This is a genomic window from Sphingobacterium sp. UT-1RO-CII-1 (genome assembly GCF_026711005.1).
Classification (GTDB): domain Bacteria; phylum Bacteroidota; class Bacteroidia; order Sphingobacteriales; family Sphingobacteriaceae; genus Sphingobacterium.
This window is the reverse complement of sequence record NZ_JAPPVJ010000002.1, coordinates 45,345-59,261: the sequence shown is the minus strand read 5'-3', so window position 1 is coordinate 59,261 and position 13,917 is coordinate 45,345. Positions and strand designations below refer to the sequence as shown.

The window sequence follows — 13,917 nt, the reverse complement described above, 5'->3', positions numbered from 1 at the left end:
ACGGTTTATATAAAATATTACACTTTTTTTAAAAAAAAACTTATTTTTCACACAAATCTCATGCTCTCCCTTTATTTAAAGTACCAGCAATCGTATAGCAGACAGTCCTCATTAGGCTCTTTCTAAACAAAAAAGATGCAACTTCCACCTCTACCCTTTTTTCTTCTGAAATAAAAAGATTTACCTATCTAATCATCTACTTTCGCACCAAACTTACGAATTTCATTTAATTATAAACAAACTATACTAATTTTATTACGTAAATTTACCCTATGGAATGGGATATAGCCAAACGTGACTTTAAAAGGTTTCTACAATTCGAGAGAAATCTTTCCAAAAACTCCATTGAGGCTTACTTAAACGACGTTCAAAAGCTTGAAAGCTATTGCTTATTTAAAAACCTGACACTGGAACAGGTGCATACGAAGGTTATTCAGCAATTTCTCATCTACATCAACGACTTTAATATTTCCCCTTTCACACAAGCACGCTTACTGTCAGGGTTGAAAACTTTCTTCGATTTTTTGCAAATCGAATATGGTTTAGAGCAAAATCCAGCCGAACTGATCGAATCACCACGCCTGAATCGTAAAATACCTACCGTACTCAACATTCAGGAAATCGACAACCTTATCGGTGCTATCGACCTTTCAAGCCCTGAAGGACAGAGAAACAAAGCCATTCTTGAAATATTATACGGTTGCGGACTTCGTGTATCAGAACTGGTAAACTTAAAAATATCCAATCTATACCTTGATGTTGAATTCATCAAAGTAGAAGGAAAAGGCAGTAAAGAACGCTTAATTCCTATTGGCACACAGGCTATAAAATATTTAAAAACCTATCTCGAACAGATACGTCCACATAATCCTATACAAGCGGGCTACGAGGACATCGTGTTTCTTAACAGACGTGGCAGAACCCTCACCCGTGTCATGATCTTTATTATCATTAAAGATCTATCCCAAAAGATAGGCTTAGAAAAAAAAATCAGCCCCCATACATTCCGCCATTCCTTTGCATCACACCTAGTCGAGGGCGGAGCCGACCTCAGAGCTGTCCAAGATATGCTAGGACATGAAAGTATTACGACTACCGAAATATATACACATATTGACCGCGATTACCTACATTCTGTGATTACACAATACCATCCCCGCTCCTAAAATATCCCACTATCACTTGTAAATAAATGAAGTAAGAATTTAAATGCAACAAAATAACATTTAATATTGCAATACAGTTGCATTTGATTATCTTTGCCTTTGTAAATGGTAACTCAGAGACTTAAACATATACTCTTACTCGCATTAATTACTGTCTTCACAGTCAGTGGATCTATGCAGTATATGCACAGTAAAGAGCATCATTCTTGTGAAGCCCACGATCAGCAACACAATGATGATGATGATGACTGTTCCTTATGTTTATTCTTCACTCAACAAATAGCTGCGGATATCTCCATTACCGTATTTCAATTACCTGAGCTCTTCGCAAGTGTCCATACTAGCACTAAAACCGAGTTAGCTCTGAGATATCACGACATTACGCGCAGATCAAAACCTAATAAAGACCCACCACTCTAGGTAGTACTACCATATTTTTATTAAATAGTTTCTTTAGGTAAATCATCTTATCAACCATGATATATGATACTTACTAAATCAGAAAACTATTCTGTTTCTATACACTATATAATATTTTATTTTATGCTACCACATAGTCAAAGGCTATGCTTTACGCTACTACTTTGCTTTGTTTATAGCTATTCGCTATACAGCGCAACACAGCAAAAACATGCAAATTACACAGTCCAAAAAGACACCACAAAAACGGATGTTGTTCATTTGGATAGTATTGCTGTACAAGCAAAGTCGCGCACATTTACCAACAATAGTGTGCACGAACTATCTGTCTTAGAAATGGCTGAAAGTAAGGGTAAACTACTAGCAGAGTCCTTGACACAAATTGCTGGAATATCCACTCTAAGCACAGGGAGTACTGTTGTAAAGCCAGTCATTCACGGCCTGCACAGCAACCGTATCTTAATTTTAAACCAGGGTATACGCCAAGAAGGTCATCAATGGGGCACAGAACATGCCCCCGAAATTGACCCTTTTTCAGCCGATCGCCTACAGGTAATCAAGGGTGCGGAAGGTGTTCGTTATGGCGCTGATGCACTGGCTGGTGTTGTCCTTATCTCATCTGATGATATAGATAACAGCCGCCCTATTTATGGTGTTGCAGACCTTATAGGTATGAGCAACGGCCGTGGTTATGCAGTTAATACAAAGTTAAGTGGCGGTATAGCCGCAATCCCCTCTCTGGGCTGGAGCGCACAAGTATCGCATAAAAAAAGTGGGAACTACAAAACAGCCGACTATTACCTAGGCAATACCGGAGCACGCGAGCTCAATTTCTCTGGCAAGCTACAGTACAATCTTGCGGGCAACCGATTTACCATCTATGGCAGTCATTTTTCTACCGAAATGGGTGTCTTTGAAGGAGCTCACGCCGGCACTATAGAAGATATATATGCCCGCATAGCCCACGGACAGCCTTTTGACGACTATGACTTTAGCTACCATATCCATTCTCCGAAACAAAAAGTAAGCCACGACCTTTTAAAAGCAAGTTGGCAAAAACAACTTTCGGCAGTAAAAAAACTAGAGCTTGTTTATGGCCTGCAACACAATCATCGCCGCGAATACGATCTTAGACGGGTAGCTTCCGACGATGTACCTATGGCCGACATGAAATTGACCAGCCAAAGCTTAGACTTCACCTTTAAAAACAAGCTTTCATCCTATGGTGCACAAGCCTTGGTTCAAATCAACAACAATACTCCAGGTACGGGCACTACCCCTATTATCCCCAACTATGACAGCTATTCTCTAGGCCTCTTCGGTTTGCACCATTTCCACTGGAATCAAACGCATATAGAACTTGGAGCGCGCTACGACATCAAACAAATGGATATTGCAGGCTATCGCTACGACCGCAAACAAATGGATGAGGATGGCACAGTCGTTCAATACTTATTGACAGATAATAGGCTTTACCAAAGTCTCTCGGGCACTTTAGGCATCCGCCAACCACTTAGCCAGACAATAACCTGGAAAAGCAACCTGGGCTTAGCCTGGCGCGCACCTTCGGTCAATGAGCTCTACAGCGACGGCTTACACCACGGGAGTGCAACTTATGAAATTGGTAATGCGGATCTACATAGCGAAAAAGGCTTAAAGTGGATGAACTCCATCAGTCTAGGCAGCGAAAAAACCCGTATAAACGTAGACCTTTACGGGCAATTAATATTCAATTATATCTATGCCCGCCCCGATCCGTCCCGTGTACAACAAACTATACGTGGCACCTTTCCTGTTTTTGTCTATGAGCAGCACGATGCGCTACTTTATGGCACTGATATCGAACTTTCACAACAATTGCCCGCACGCTTACACTATCAAGGCCAGCTTAGCCTGTTACGTGCCAAAAATATCGAGCAACATACTTACCTGCCCTATATTCCGGCTGATCAGGTTCAACAAAGCTTACTGTGGCAAACAACACCCTCTTGGGGCGATAGCTATCTCAAAATCACGCAGCGCTATGTATGGAAACAAACACGCTATGAAACAGGCACTGATTACGCTGCGCCTCCAGGAGCTTACAACTTATTTGACTTTAGTATGGGCAACAATTTCAAATTAAAAAAAGAACGGCAGCTCAAAGTGATCGTTAGTGTAGACAACCTATTCAACACTGCCTACAAAGACTACATGGACCGTTTTCGTTATTTCGCCCATCAACGAGGAAGAAACATACAATTAAGAACATCATATAATTTTTAAAAACCAAAAAACATGAAAAAAACAATTCTTTATTTCAGCTTAATCTTTTTTATAGCCTTCGCTAGCTCTTGTTCTAAAGACGATCCTACTCCCGAAGTCGATTTAGAAGAAGTATCACAGGCAAGCTTAATATTTACCGAAGTTGAAGTTGACCCTACAGGCGGAGCCGGTGCTTATCGCGATGTAAAGGACGGGCAAAAAGAAACAGTCACCTTTAGCGGAGCTGAATACCTACCTCCGGCAGGTCTCCACCTTCACTTATTTGAAGGCAAAACCTACCGCTTAGATTTAGTAGCAAAAGATTTTGCAGGACGCGAAACACAGCAAACTTTCCTTGACCGCGCCGATATACACCAAGTTTTTATATTGGGTGCTCCTGCCAATGTACTCGACTATACTTATGCCGATAAATCATCCGACGGCAAAGATCTCCAAGTTGGTGTCAAAGGCTACTTACATGTACAAGCTGCCAGCAGTACATTTGTATTTCGCTACATCATGCGCCATTTAAACCCGGGTGTAAAAGCAAAAATCAAAGCTAGCGACTGGAACAATGCCAACTACACACAATTTACAGGCGCTAATGACTTGGATTTAAAAGTCGAAATACACCCTGTATCGGGCGATCATGGACATGGACACGATGACGATCATGACCACGACCATCACCATTAAAATTGATCGGAGTTTCTAGTTAACCCGAGTCATTTGTGTGAGGGGGCAATATTATTTCTCAAATAGCTTCTTATTTTACATAAAATTGCTATTTTTGCCCCCACTGCCTGCGTAGTTCAATGGATAGAATATCAGATTCCGGTTCTGCCGATGTGGGTTCGACTCCCGCCGCGGGCACTCTAAGAGGTTTTGTTTTAAACAAAACCTCTTTTTTATGCTTTAAAGCCTCTTGTATACCTTCTCGCTACAGCTGAAATAGAGCTATTCTTTCGTCAACTTAGGAAACAGGCAACAAAACATCGTTTAGAAACGTTGGTTCTTACGTCGCCTATTTTTTATAATCATCAACCGGATTATGCGGTAGCCATAAGTTACCTTCTTCTTTTGTGTCAACATCGGCAAAGCCATCGTACACATCAAAGCTACACAGGCCAATATCCCCAAACCACCACCAAAGCCCTCAAACTCCTTCGCTGCAAACCATAGCAAAAAAGCATATACAAAAGAAGAAAATGCCAGCGAATAACGGTTTATATGCGTTGTAGACGTTACCATACCAATAAAACTACCTCCCACAATATATAAAGGGATATTCTCCACATAAAATGAGGGAATGAATTCCTTAAATACATAGAAAAACAAGCCACAAAAAAGGGCTACTAAAGCCGAAGCCCGAACAGGCCCCTGATTGGCTTTAATATTAATGCCATATGTCAAAAAAGTACCGCCCATAGCTGCCAACGAACACAGTATATAATGCGATGTCATCATCTTAACAGCCACTCTACCAGTAAAACACTAAACAAAAAGCCAATAAAAGCGAGCGTCCCCATTTTACCGCCTACGCCCACTAAAATTGACTTGGTCAGTAAATACATAACCGCAGCAAATAAACCCGCCAGGCCAATAATGAGATATACATCCTGCACCTGCAAAGAACTCATCCCAATAAAAGCACCACAATAAATCGGCGGTGGTATCTCTTTCAAATAAGCCGACTGCCTATCAAACAAATAAAGATAGGAACCCAGTGTGCCTACTACCCCAAGAGACAAAACCGGCCCCCAACCCACTGCGTTATTTAGCCAATAGGTAAACAATGCTGCAATAGGTATCCAAATAACGACGCCTACTTTTTCAAAATGTAAATTTGTCTGGTGTAAGTTTTTTAGCCGGTAGCCACCCAATAACAAAGCCGCCACCACAAGCAAGAGCACAGGCAATGCCACATCATTTTGCCCCGTCTGTGCGAACATGCTGAATAGCACAAACAGCTGGACAAAAAATATAACGAGGATAACCAGAATTTTGAGAAGATTCTTTTTCTTCATTTGCCTGTAAATTGTCGGCAAACTTACGAAATGTTGGTCTGTCGAACGACAACTTCTACGAATGATCCAAGTATTTACAAAACAATTACGAATATACAATTACAGATTATTATGTATCTTAAGCACAGATAAACCATGAAGAAAGAACGAATTAACGGCAATGATCTTATTGCCCTTGGCTATACAGAAAATCACGCTATAGGCGTAGCTTTAAAGATCAACAAAAAGAGACATGGCTACACCCGAGAGCAAATGCTTGCAAAGTTCAGGGATGTACTTAATCATCCTGAAAACTACCTGACTGACAAAGTTTTCAAACCTCTATCTAAAGCACTACTAGCTATAGATCAGGTAGAGGCTTCCGCTATTAACCTCCGTGAGCAAAGCCTACCTTATACAGTATACGGTGAAGAACACATCGACAAAGGCGCTAAGCAGCAAATGCATACCGCCCTCAAACTCCCCATCAGCATAGCAGGTGCATTAATGCCCGATGCCCATCAAGGCTATGGGCTACCTATTGGCGGTGTATTAGCCACCAACAATGCCGTCATCCCTTATGGTGTAGGGGTTGATATCGGCTGCCGAATGGCCCTTTCTATCTTCGATCTCCCTGCACACTATCTGGATCAAGAGCACCAACAACTTAAAAAAGCTATACTGGACAACACCCGTTTTGGTGCCGGCAAAGGTTACGAAAAGCAAGAACGAGCCGAACATGCAGTTTTAGACAATCCTCTTTTCAAAACAGACAAGCTCATCCACTCGCTCAAAGATAAAGCTTGGGCACAGCTCGGCACTTCCGGCGGTGGCAACCACTTCGTGGAATTTGGTATCCTCAGTTTTGATCAAGACGACACGATGCTAGGCGTAGCTCAAGGGAGCTACCTTGCTTTACTCACCCATTCGGGCTCCCGTGGTTTGGGCGCAACCCTAGCCGATCATTATACCCGATTGGCTAAAAGCCTATGTAAACTACCCCGAGAAGCACAAAACCTCGTTTACTTAGACCTCAACAGCGAAGAAGGTCAATCCTATTGGCTAGCTATGAACCTAGCGGGCGATTATGCTTTGGCATGTCACGAAATCATCCACCAAAAAATCAAAAGCGCACTCGGAGCCGAACTACTTGCTAAAGTAGAAAACCACCATAATTTTGCTTGGAAAGAGCTGCTCAATGGCCAGGAAGTTATCGTACACCGCAAAGGAGCCACGCCTGCCAGTAAAGACATTCTAGGTATTATTCCTGGCTCTATGGCCACACCTGGCTTCTTGGTGCGTGGTAAAGGCACAACTGCAGCCATCAACTCTGCTGCCCACGGCGCAGGGCGTTTAATGAGCCGCACCCAAGCCCTAAAAACATTGTCCACTGCTGACCTCAATAACATGCTTGCCGACCAAGGCATCACATTGCTTGGCGCTGGTATGGATGAAGCCCCCATGGCCTATAAAAATATACACCAGGTTATGGCAGCCCAATCGGATCTCGTTGATATTGTAGCGACTTTTTCGCCCAAAATTGTACGCATGGCAGACGACGGTTCGCGCGAAGACTAAGCTGCACTTTTGAATAAAAAAAAGAAATCCCCGCCTCGAATAAAGACCTGAACAGCACGACAATACTGCTTTGTTACAAGAAATATAAAACCATATTGTAGCAAAAACTTTTCTAAATCGTTTGATTATTATTGTAACAGTAGATTACCAATTCACTAAATATTATTTACTATGAAAAATTTAAGTTTTTTATTTTTACTAATCTTATTTTCCTGTAGTAAGGATGATACCAAAAATGATCCCATTCCCATTATGGATAATGAAGTTATGATCGAGCTTGTCGATTCAGAAGGCAATGACCTTTTAGACCCAAATACTAAAGCAGGAAACCCCATAGATATACAAAAGATAACAGTAGATTTTAGCGGCAATAACGACTCCGCTCCAAACCCAATGACGGGCATTTCTCCTATCTACGAATACATCTCCTCCAAAACTTTTCATGTAAAAGCACCGAAGTCTAAAGGCGAACGCTATAAACTTATTTTTCACTTATATTCTGCCTACAGTACATCACATTTGCTAATTAAATGGGGAAATGGATTTGCGGATGATACCCTTACAGCTAAAATGGAAAATATAGATAATAAAGAAGTAACCTGTTCTGAATTGTATCTGAACGATACACACGTTTGGGATAAAAAAAGTAATAAAGAACGACTTATTGTTCTTAAAAAATAAACCTCAGTACTTCCCTCGCAGGAAATCACCGTAAAAGTCAGGGACATCACTTTCATAAATTGCATTAGCCACCTTTTGGATCGGGTAATGCAATTTTACGATCTCTGCCTCCACTCCCTTGTCCGTTATCGTCAGAATACTATAAGTCGCCATTCGGTCTGCTTCTCTGCTCCGGCCTACTGAGCCACAATTCACCATCGTTACACCTTCTAGACGCTCTACATAAGATAGGTGCGTATGCCCCATCACCAATGCATCTACCCTTCTTTCTTTCAGTACAGGCAATACCTTCGCTACCGCATCATCCTGATACACATACTCATCGTTACTTTCCAAACTAGCGTGCACCAGCAAAATATTTTTATACACTCCATCAAAGCGATACTGCAGCTCGATATTATAAGGAAGCCCTCCAAGCCACGCTTTATTATCAGGTCTTATATGCGCCTTGCTATGGTTTATAGCCAATAGGCGATTCGCCGTTTCCACGTCGTCATGGTGCTTTAAAGGCGTCACCGGCTGATCAAAAGCAATACGTTCGTCATGGTTTCCTAATAAACAAGGAATACCTTTCTCCCGCATTAAGTCTACCACTTCATTGCCCCAAGGTGCAAAATCCACCAAATCTCCCAAACAGTAAACCTTCGAAATGCCCCGTCGGTCTATATCTGCCAACACCTCCTCCAGCGCCACTATATTGCCGTGTATATCACTTATTACAGCAAATTGTATACTCATCTCTTTTCTTTTATTCCCCCGTAGCTTGTCTTTTCAGCTCTTTATCCATAAGAGACTGTCTGTCGTAAATATTATAAAAATTATTGCCCAGCCTAATCAAACTGTAAAAGCACGAACCGCCTATAAATAAAGCTCCGGCTATCTTCAGAAAGAAAAATATCAGCCAGCCCACTATCGGCAACGCCAGAAAGATATTGGAAGTCATGCGGTTCAGCAAGCGCCATCCCGAAATAAAAGATATACCCGTATAAAACGCCAACAGGTAAAACGTTATCAAAAACTTCCATGTATATTCATACTTCACCGGAAATGTCTCCCTTGTCAACAAAAAATAAGCCAGGCCTATACCTATAAAGCCGGCATAAAAAATCTCTTTCGTATCTTTAATATACCGCTGTTTCTCTATATAATAATGTGTATACTGATCCATATATAAGGTCTATTTTGCTGTTCCTTTTAATATAAAACCCTCCACCTGATTCTCTCCATCCTGCACCTTCACTTTATAAAAATACTTCGTTGCCGAAAGTGTGTCGAGCACATCCTGCTGTAAGCTCTGCCTCAGTATCAACGAATTAAGATCAGGCTTCTGATACACCGTCACCCGGGCTGTATCCGCCACTACTTCAGCATTGCGCTGTACACTTTTCTTCCCCGATAGCCTATCTGGGTAAAAGAAACCTGCTACCACTAAAAAAATAACAAAGCGCCCGCCAACCAGCTTCCAGTTTATGGGCGATGGTATGGCAAATCCATCCGACAAACCTACTGCCGTCTGCTTCTTCCATCTTCGCCATTGAAAAAACACCCACAAAAAGTAAATGCCAAAACCTATCAATAAACCGTAAAATATCGGTTCTTCCGGACCGATTATCGTTTTGTTCATATGCAACTCGTTTATTATCCCTCACCTAGCTTAGGGCATGCATTAACCACTAAAATTAACTTGCCAAGTTAAAACAAAAAAATAATACCTGCTAGATAAAACTTTCAACAGCCAAATAAAAACCGCTTTCCATTACTGCAAAATCAGCAACCCTAAAAGAAAGCTTATCTATTAAAAAGAAAAACAACCTAAACCTATGAATTATCTATATTTTTAAATCTTCTCACCTTAAATGCCAAAGAAAATTCCGATATTTAATACTATCAAATTTAAAGCGTATACAAAACCCCATTCCAAATGCTCAACCTTCGTCCTGTCTACAAACAGGAAACACCCCTTATTATCAACCTACTTCAGTTTAACCCAGTGGTTAAACACTAAAGCAAAACTACTAAACATGTTAAGATCAAAAATCATAGCCACCGGATGCTATATACCCGAACAGGATGTCCCTAATGAATCATTTGCCAACCACAGTTTTTTCACTGCCGAGCAAACTTCTATTGAACAGCCTATCGAAACTATCATACGTAAATTCAAAGCTATTACAGGCATAGAACGACGACGTTATGCTCCTGGCCTTACAGCTTCTGCTATGGGGGCTATAGCAGCTCAAAATGCCATAAGCGAAGCTGGCATAGATCCCGAATCTATTGATCTTATCATTGTAGCCCATAACTATGGTGACATGGAGCATCCGGGCTCACCACGCGACATGGTCCCTTCTCTTGCCTCGCGCATAAAACATAAACTCGGCATACGTAACAGACAGTGCATACCCTATGATATCATTTTTGGTTGCCCCGGCTGGTTGCAAGGCATGATACAAGCCGATCAAGCTATACGTGCTCAAAATGCAAAAACCTGTTTAGTTATTGGCACCGACACCCTTTCCAGGGTTTTAGACCCGAGCGACCGCGACAGCATGATCTTTTCCGATGGTGCTGGAGCTTGCTTATTACAAGCCAGCAACACAGGCAACAGTGGTTTTCTAAATGCTGCGGTCATTTCAGACACCGCAGAAGAATTAGATTTTATTTACTCAGGCGGAGACAACAAAGGCGAGCAGAGCGATCCTCGATTTATCAAAATGAAGGGGCGCAAAGTCTACGAATATGCCCTTAAAGAAGTTCCGCTAGCTATGAAATCTTGTTTTGATCAAAGCGGCGAGAACATCAATGATCTAAAGATGATCTTTATACACCAAGCCAACGATAAAATGGATGAAGCTATCATCAAACGTTTCTTTGAACTTTATGGCATAGATCATCGTGAAAACAATATCACCCCCATGAATATATCTACTATGGGCAATAGTTCGGTAGCCACCGTTCCTACCTTACTGCACCAAGTACGTAGCGGCGCTATTCCGCCGTTCCAAATCGCGGAAGGCGACCTTGTGCTATTTGCATCTATTGGAGCGGGCATGAACATCAATGCAGCTACCTACCGCTGGTAAAATAACGATATAAAAGACATCATATCCCAATTATCTATTCGGGATATGATGTCTTTCATTGTCTCCCCAGTTCTGCTACGACTCCCTAAAGTCCTTCCTGCCAAAGCAGCCCTTTTCATTCTTTCTCCTACTAATACACGAGTAATATTCAAAACCATTATAAAACAATCCTCCTATTATTAGGAGGGTAAAAAGCCCTGTTACTCGGTATTTCAAACAACAATAGCCTCCACTACCTTTACCGTAGAAAAAAAAGTATGGTATACCCCTGTTTAGCGAAGCACATATCAACATGACTACGAAGGAGCACGAGTATGCCACGATCCATATAGAAAATTCAAAAACAAATAATACACATATGAAAAAAACAATCCTTTATCTTGCACTCGCTTTAGGTGCTACTACAGCTTCTGCTCAGTCTTTCCAGAAGGGAGATAATATCATAAATGCAGGAATAGGCTTTGGCACTAATCTTGGCGGTATAGGCGATTCTCGTCCGGCCATCAGTGCTTCATTTGAACATGGAAAGTGGGATATCGGTGGCCCTGGTGTCATCAGTCTAGGTGGTTATGTAGGCAATACAGGCTATTCTTACAAAAATGCAGGCTACACCCAAAAATGGAATTACACCATCATCGGCGCACGCAGTGCCTACCACTACACAGGCTTCACCAGTGTGCCTAAGCTTGATGTATATGGTGGTTTGATGTTGTCCTACAATATTGTAAACTATTCGGCCGACAACTACACAGGCCCAAACAGCTACGGCAGCGGACTGGGTTTTTCAGCTTACATAGGCGGGCGCTGGTTCTTTAGCGAAAAATTCGGAGCCTATGCAGAGCTGGGCCACGGCGTCTCTACGTTAAATGCCGGTGTAGCTATAAAATTGTAAATTGAGGTGATTATAATTCACTTTGAAGCTCAGCCTAAAGGCTGGGCTTCTTCATTTGGAGAAGTGCCTACATGCCCAGCCGGCCTTTCAAAAGCTTCTTTTGCCCCTTAAAAATTGTTTGCATTTAGTCATATTTGCCCATGGCTATGTCGTATGCATATGCGGCACAAACAGCTTTTCAATAAAACGACATTCTCTTTTTCAACTTTACCCACTCATGTTTGGGCAAACTCGTCAGATGGTAACCGCCACACAATTCACAGGCATACACATGTCGTACATTGGGCTTCCGTATACCATCTTTGCGCTGCCTCGTCCGCTTTCGCTTACTATACCGCCACTTCAGCCAGTGCATAAAAAAACTCGCTTCCGCATAACTACCAAAGCTTACTTTGCCACTTCCTCTACATTTTGTCCGTTCAATATCCGAAGCGCTCACCTGCGACATCAGTTCGTCCAGACTTCTTTGCCTAAACTTCATCATACCATGCTCCTTTCTGTTTTATACCATGTATCTATATTAATTTATATTTTCTGCTTCAATGTCTACTACTTCCAATATTCGTTTCTCTAATTCTACATCTGGCTCTACCGGGCCTTCTATCACCGTTCTGTGTTTATCTTTCAGCTCTAACACGATCCTTCTGTCCGACCTTCTGAAACAACGGCTTATAGCCTCTTCGTTTATATAAAACGACCGTTTGACCATAAAAAAACCTTCCTTTAGCACCTCCCGCACTTCTGCCAACGTCTTCTCCGTCGCGATAAACTCTTCCCCGTTTATCAAGCGTAGCCATGGCTCACCCTCCCGCATAAAAAACAAAGCAATCAGCGCCACCGCTATCCGCTTGATACTTGTACCTAGTATCAGTATATATACCTGCGCCTTGCCTTCACCTGCTTCCAAAAGCTGCTGCTGTGCGGCTTGCAAAGCCGTTTTAAAGGTAGCTTCCTGCACCAGCAACTGCTCTTTCAACTCCTGCAGCTCTTCTTTATATGTCTTTTGTACCTTTTGCAGTGCCTTCTTTCTTTTACGATTATCTTCTTCTAGCGCCATCAACTGGCTACTCATGTCTTGCTGTAGTGCTGCTTGCTGCTTCACCATCTCCTCGTTTTGCACATCCACATAACGCACATAAAAAGCAATCAGGTAGCCTGCATTCACCAAAAGCAACAGCAAAGCCGTAACATATATATCGATATAAAAGAAGGCTGATTCCCTTAGCGCTATGGGCAACACAGTCGAGAGCCCTAAAAAAATCCCGTAAAAAGCCGCCGTTGGCAACAGCCAACACTGAAACAACTGCAACACCGCCCGCCGATAAAATGCCTGGCGCCAGCTGATGCGGTTATCCAGCCATTTGGTGCGCTGCGCAATATAAAAGAGCAGGCTAAAACACAGTAAAATATATAGCCATACGATCACCAAAAACTCAGTCTGTGTTGTCGCCTCCATCAGCCCACCCCGATAACCATAGGTTGCTAGAATGCCCCCCATCACCAAACTCGCCCCTACAATCGGTATCAGATCGGGGTATCTTGGAGCCACCTCTACGCTCCCATGCCTGGCAGTTGGTGTACTGGGTTTATTCTTTATCATCATGCTTTAGACTTACTGTCTCATTGTTTAGTTCTACAACAAGATACACATTAAAAAACCGACAAACAATTCCACTAGCCCCCAACAGCCCATATAAATCACAATAAAACAACACTTTACAGATTTCAACCTGTAAATTCGGGGTTTCATCCCCAGTTTGCAAGGTTTCATCCACACTATTCCGGTTTTCGACAAAATACCTACCCAAAACCTGCTTACTCTACCTTTTGCTATAGGTATATTTAGC

Annotated in this window: 15 protein-coding genes and 1 tRNA gene; 9 read left to right on the top strand and 7 right to left on the bottom strand. The window is 42.1% G+C overall.

Annotated elements, in window-relative coordinates; all coding sequences use genetic code 11:
- Nucleotides 1–272: 272 nt before the first annotated feature.
- From xerD to ORI89_RS04145, 5 genes are all read left to right on the top strand, one after another.
- Complete coding sequence (gene xerD, locus ORI89_RS04165; protein ID WP_268229183.1) at nucleotides 273–1,166, top strand: site-specific tyrosine recombinase XerD; 894 nt, start codon at nucleotides 273–275, stop codon at nucleotides 1,164–1,166.
- A gap of 105 nt (nucleotides 1,167–1,271) precedes the next feature.
- Nucleotides 1,272–1,586 (top strand): hypothetical protein, encoded by a 315-nt coding sequence (locus tag ORI89_RS04160; protein WP_268229182.1) that lies wholly within the window; start codon nucleotides 1,272–1,274, stop codon nucleotides 1,584–1,586.
- Between the two features lie 123 nt (nucleotides 1,587–1,709).
- Nucleotides 1,710–3,851 carry a TonB-dependent receptor gene (locus tag ORI89_RS04155; RefSeq protein ID WP_268229181.1) on the top strand — a complete coding sequence of 714 codons (2,142 nt, stop codon included), beginning with the start codon at nucleotides 1,710–1,712 and terminating at the stop codon, nucleotides 3,849–3,851.
- A gap of 12 nt (nucleotides 3,852–3,863) precedes the next feature.
- Entirely contained in the window at nucleotides 3,864–4,526 is a 663-nt protein-coding gene (locus ORI89_RS04150) for a hypothetical protein (RefSeq protein ID WP_268229180.1), read from the top strand.
- Between the two features lie 105 nt (nucleotides 4,527–4,631).
- Nucleotides 4,632–4,703 (top strand) — tRNA-Arg (locus ORI89_RS04145).
- Nucleotides 4,704–4,829: 126 nt separating this feature from the next.
- Here ORI89_RS04145 and ORI89_RS04140 read toward each other — a convergent pair.
- Both ORI89_RS04140 and ORI89_RS04135 read right to left on the bottom strand, forming a co-directional pair.
- Nucleotides 4,830–5,297 (bottom strand): hypothetical protein, encoded by a 468-nt coding sequence (locus ORI89_RS04140; RefSeq protein ID WP_268229179.1) that lies wholly within the window; start codon nucleotides 5,295–5,297, stop codon nucleotides 4,830–4,832.
- Nucleotides 5,294–5,782: a hypothetical protein gene (locus tag ORI89_RS04135; RefSeq protein WP_268229178.1), complete on the bottom strand. Its 489-nt coding sequence runs from the start codon at nucleotides 5,780–5,782 to the stop codon at nucleotides 5,294–5,296. Before ORI89_RS04135 ends, ORI89_RS04140 begins: the two co-directional genes overlap by 4 nt.
- A 210-nt stretch (nucleotides 5,783–5,992) precedes the next feature.
- Here ORI89_RS04135 and ORI89_RS04130 point away from each other — a divergent pair, with 210 nt between their 5' ends.
- A complete protein-coding gene (locus ORI89_RS04130; RefSeq protein ID WP_268229177.1) occupies nucleotides 5,993–7,414 on the top strand; it encodes an RtcB family protein in 1,422 nt (473 codons plus the stop codon).
- 171 nt (nucleotides 7,415–7,585) lie between these two features.
- The gene (locus ORI89_RS04125; protein WP_268229176.1) at nucleotides 7,586–8,095 is read left to right on the top strand and encodes a hypothetical protein; all 510 of its coding nucleotides are present in this window, start codon (nucleotides 7,586–7,588) and stop codon (nucleotides 8,093–8,095) included.
- Nucleotides 8,096–8,098: 3 nt separating this feature from the next.
- On the opposite strand, the gene ORI89_RS04120 is transcribed toward ORI89_RS04125, so the two are convergent.
- From ORI89_RS04120 to ORI89_RS04110, 3 genes are read right to left on the bottom strand one after another with little or no spacing between them, the layout of a single operon-like run.
- On the bottom strand, nucleotides 8,099–8,833 hold the full coding sequence (locus ORI89_RS04120; protein ID WP_268229175.1) for a metallophosphoesterase family protein: 735 nt from the start codon (nucleotides 8,831–8,833) through the stop codon (nucleotides 8,099–8,101).
- A 10-nt stretch (nucleotides 8,834–8,843) separates the two neighbouring features.
- Nucleotides 8,844–9,263: a hypothetical protein gene (locus ORI89_RS04115; RefSeq protein ID WP_268229174.1), complete on the bottom strand. Its 420-nt coding sequence runs from the start codon at nucleotides 9,261–9,263 to the stop codon at nucleotides 8,844–8,846.
- Nucleotides 9,264–9,272: 9 nt separating this feature from the next.
- Entirely contained in the window at nucleotides 9,273–9,719 is a 447-nt protein-coding gene (locus ORI89_RS04110) for a hypothetical protein (protein ID WP_268229173.1), read from the bottom strand.
- A 232-nt stretch (nucleotides 9,720–9,951) separates the two neighbouring features.
- Between ORI89_RS04110 and ORI89_RS04105 the strand changes: the two genes are divergently transcribed.
- Together ORI89_RS04105 and ORI89_RS04100 are read left to right on the top strand one after the other, a co-directional pair.
- Nucleotides 9,952–11,178, top strand: a complete 1,227-nt coding sequence (locus ORI89_RS04105; protein WP_268229172.1) for a 3-oxoacyl-ACP synthase III family protein — start codon at nucleotides 9,952–9,954, stop codon at nucleotides 11,176–11,178.
- Between the two features lie 358 nt (nucleotides 11,179–11,536).
- Nucleotides 11,537–12,070: a hypothetical protein gene (locus tag ORI89_RS04100; protein ID WP_268229171.1), complete on the top strand. Its 534-nt coding sequence runs from the start codon at nucleotides 11,537–11,539 to the stop codon at nucleotides 12,068–12,070.
- A 178-nt stretch (nucleotides 12,071–12,248) separates the two neighbouring features.
- Here ORI89_RS04100 and ORI89_RS04095 read toward each other — a convergent pair whose 3' ends face one another.
- Complete coding sequence (locus tag ORI89_RS04095) at nucleotides 12,249–12,554, bottom strand: hypothetical protein (protein ID WP_268229170.1); 306 nt, start codon at nucleotides 12,552–12,554, stop codon at nucleotides 12,249–12,251.
- Between the two features lie 36 nt (nucleotides 12,555–12,590).
- Nucleotides 12,591–13,673 (bottom strand): hypothetical protein, encoded by a 1,083-nt coding sequence (locus ORI89_RS04090; RefSeq protein ID WP_268229169.1) that lies wholly within the window; start codon nucleotides 13,671–13,673, stop codon nucleotides 12,591–12,593.
- Nucleotides 13,674–13,917 lie beyond the last annotated feature (244 nt).

Bases quoted from the DNA above. Each gene is read 5' to 3' on its own strand.
- xerD (WP_268229183.1), top strand. From the start codon at position 273: ATGGAATGGGATATAGCCAAACGTGACTTTAAAAGGTTTCTACAATTC.
- ORI89_RS04160 (WP_268229182.1), top strand. From the start codon at position 1,272: ATGGTAACTCAGAGACTTAAACATATACTCTTACTCGCATTAATTACT.
- ORI89_RS04155 (WP_268229181.1), top strand. From the start codon at position 1,710: ATGCTACCACATAGTCAAAGGCTATGCTTTACGCTACTACTTTGCTTT.
- ORI89_RS04150 (WP_268229180.1), top strand. From the start codon at position 3,864: ATGAAAAAAACAATTCTTTATTTCAGCTTAATCTTTTTTATAGCCTTC.
- ORI89_RS04140 (WP_268229179.1), bottom strand. From the start codon at position 5,297: ATGATGACATCGCATTATATACTGTGTTCGTTGGCAGCTATGGGCGGT.
- ORI89_RS04135 (WP_268229178.1), bottom strand. From the start codon at position 5,782: ATGTTCGCACAGACGGGGCAAAATGATGTGGCATTGCCTGTGCTCTTG.
- ORI89_RS04130 (WP_268229177.1), top strand. From the start codon at position 5,993: ATGAAGAAAGAACGAATTAACGGCAATGATCTTATTGCCCTTGGCTAT.
- ORI89_RS04125 (WP_268229176.1), top strand. From the start codon at position 7,586: ATGAAAAATTTAAGTTTTTTATTTTTACTAATCTTATTTTCCTGTAGT.
- ORI89_RS04120 (WP_268229175.1), bottom strand. From the start codon at position 8,833: ATGAGTATACAATTTGCTGTAATAAGTGATATACACGGCAATATAGTG.
- ORI89_RS04115 (WP_268229174.1), bottom strand. From the start codon at position 9,263: ATGGATCAGTATACACATTATTATATAGAGAAACAGCGGTATATTAAA.
- ORI89_RS04110 (WP_268229173.1), bottom strand. From the start codon at position 9,719: ATGAACAAAACGATAATCGGTCCGGAAGAACCGATATTTTACGGTTTA.
- ORI89_RS04105 (WP_268229172.1), top strand. From the start codon at position 9,952: ATGCCAAAGAAAATTCCGATATTTAATACTATCAAATTTAAAGCGTAT.
- ORI89_RS04100 (WP_268229171.1), top strand. From the start codon at position 11,537: ATGAAAAAAACAATCCTTTATCTTGCACTCGCTTTAGGTGCTACTACA.
- ORI89_RS04095 (WP_268229170.1), bottom strand. From the start codon at position 12,554: ATGATGAAGTTTAGGCAAAGAAGTCTGGACGAACTGATGTCGCAGGTG.
- ORI89_RS04090 (WP_268229169.1), bottom strand. From the start codon at position 13,673: ATGATGATAAAGAATAAACCCAGTACACCAACTGCCAGGCATGGGAGC.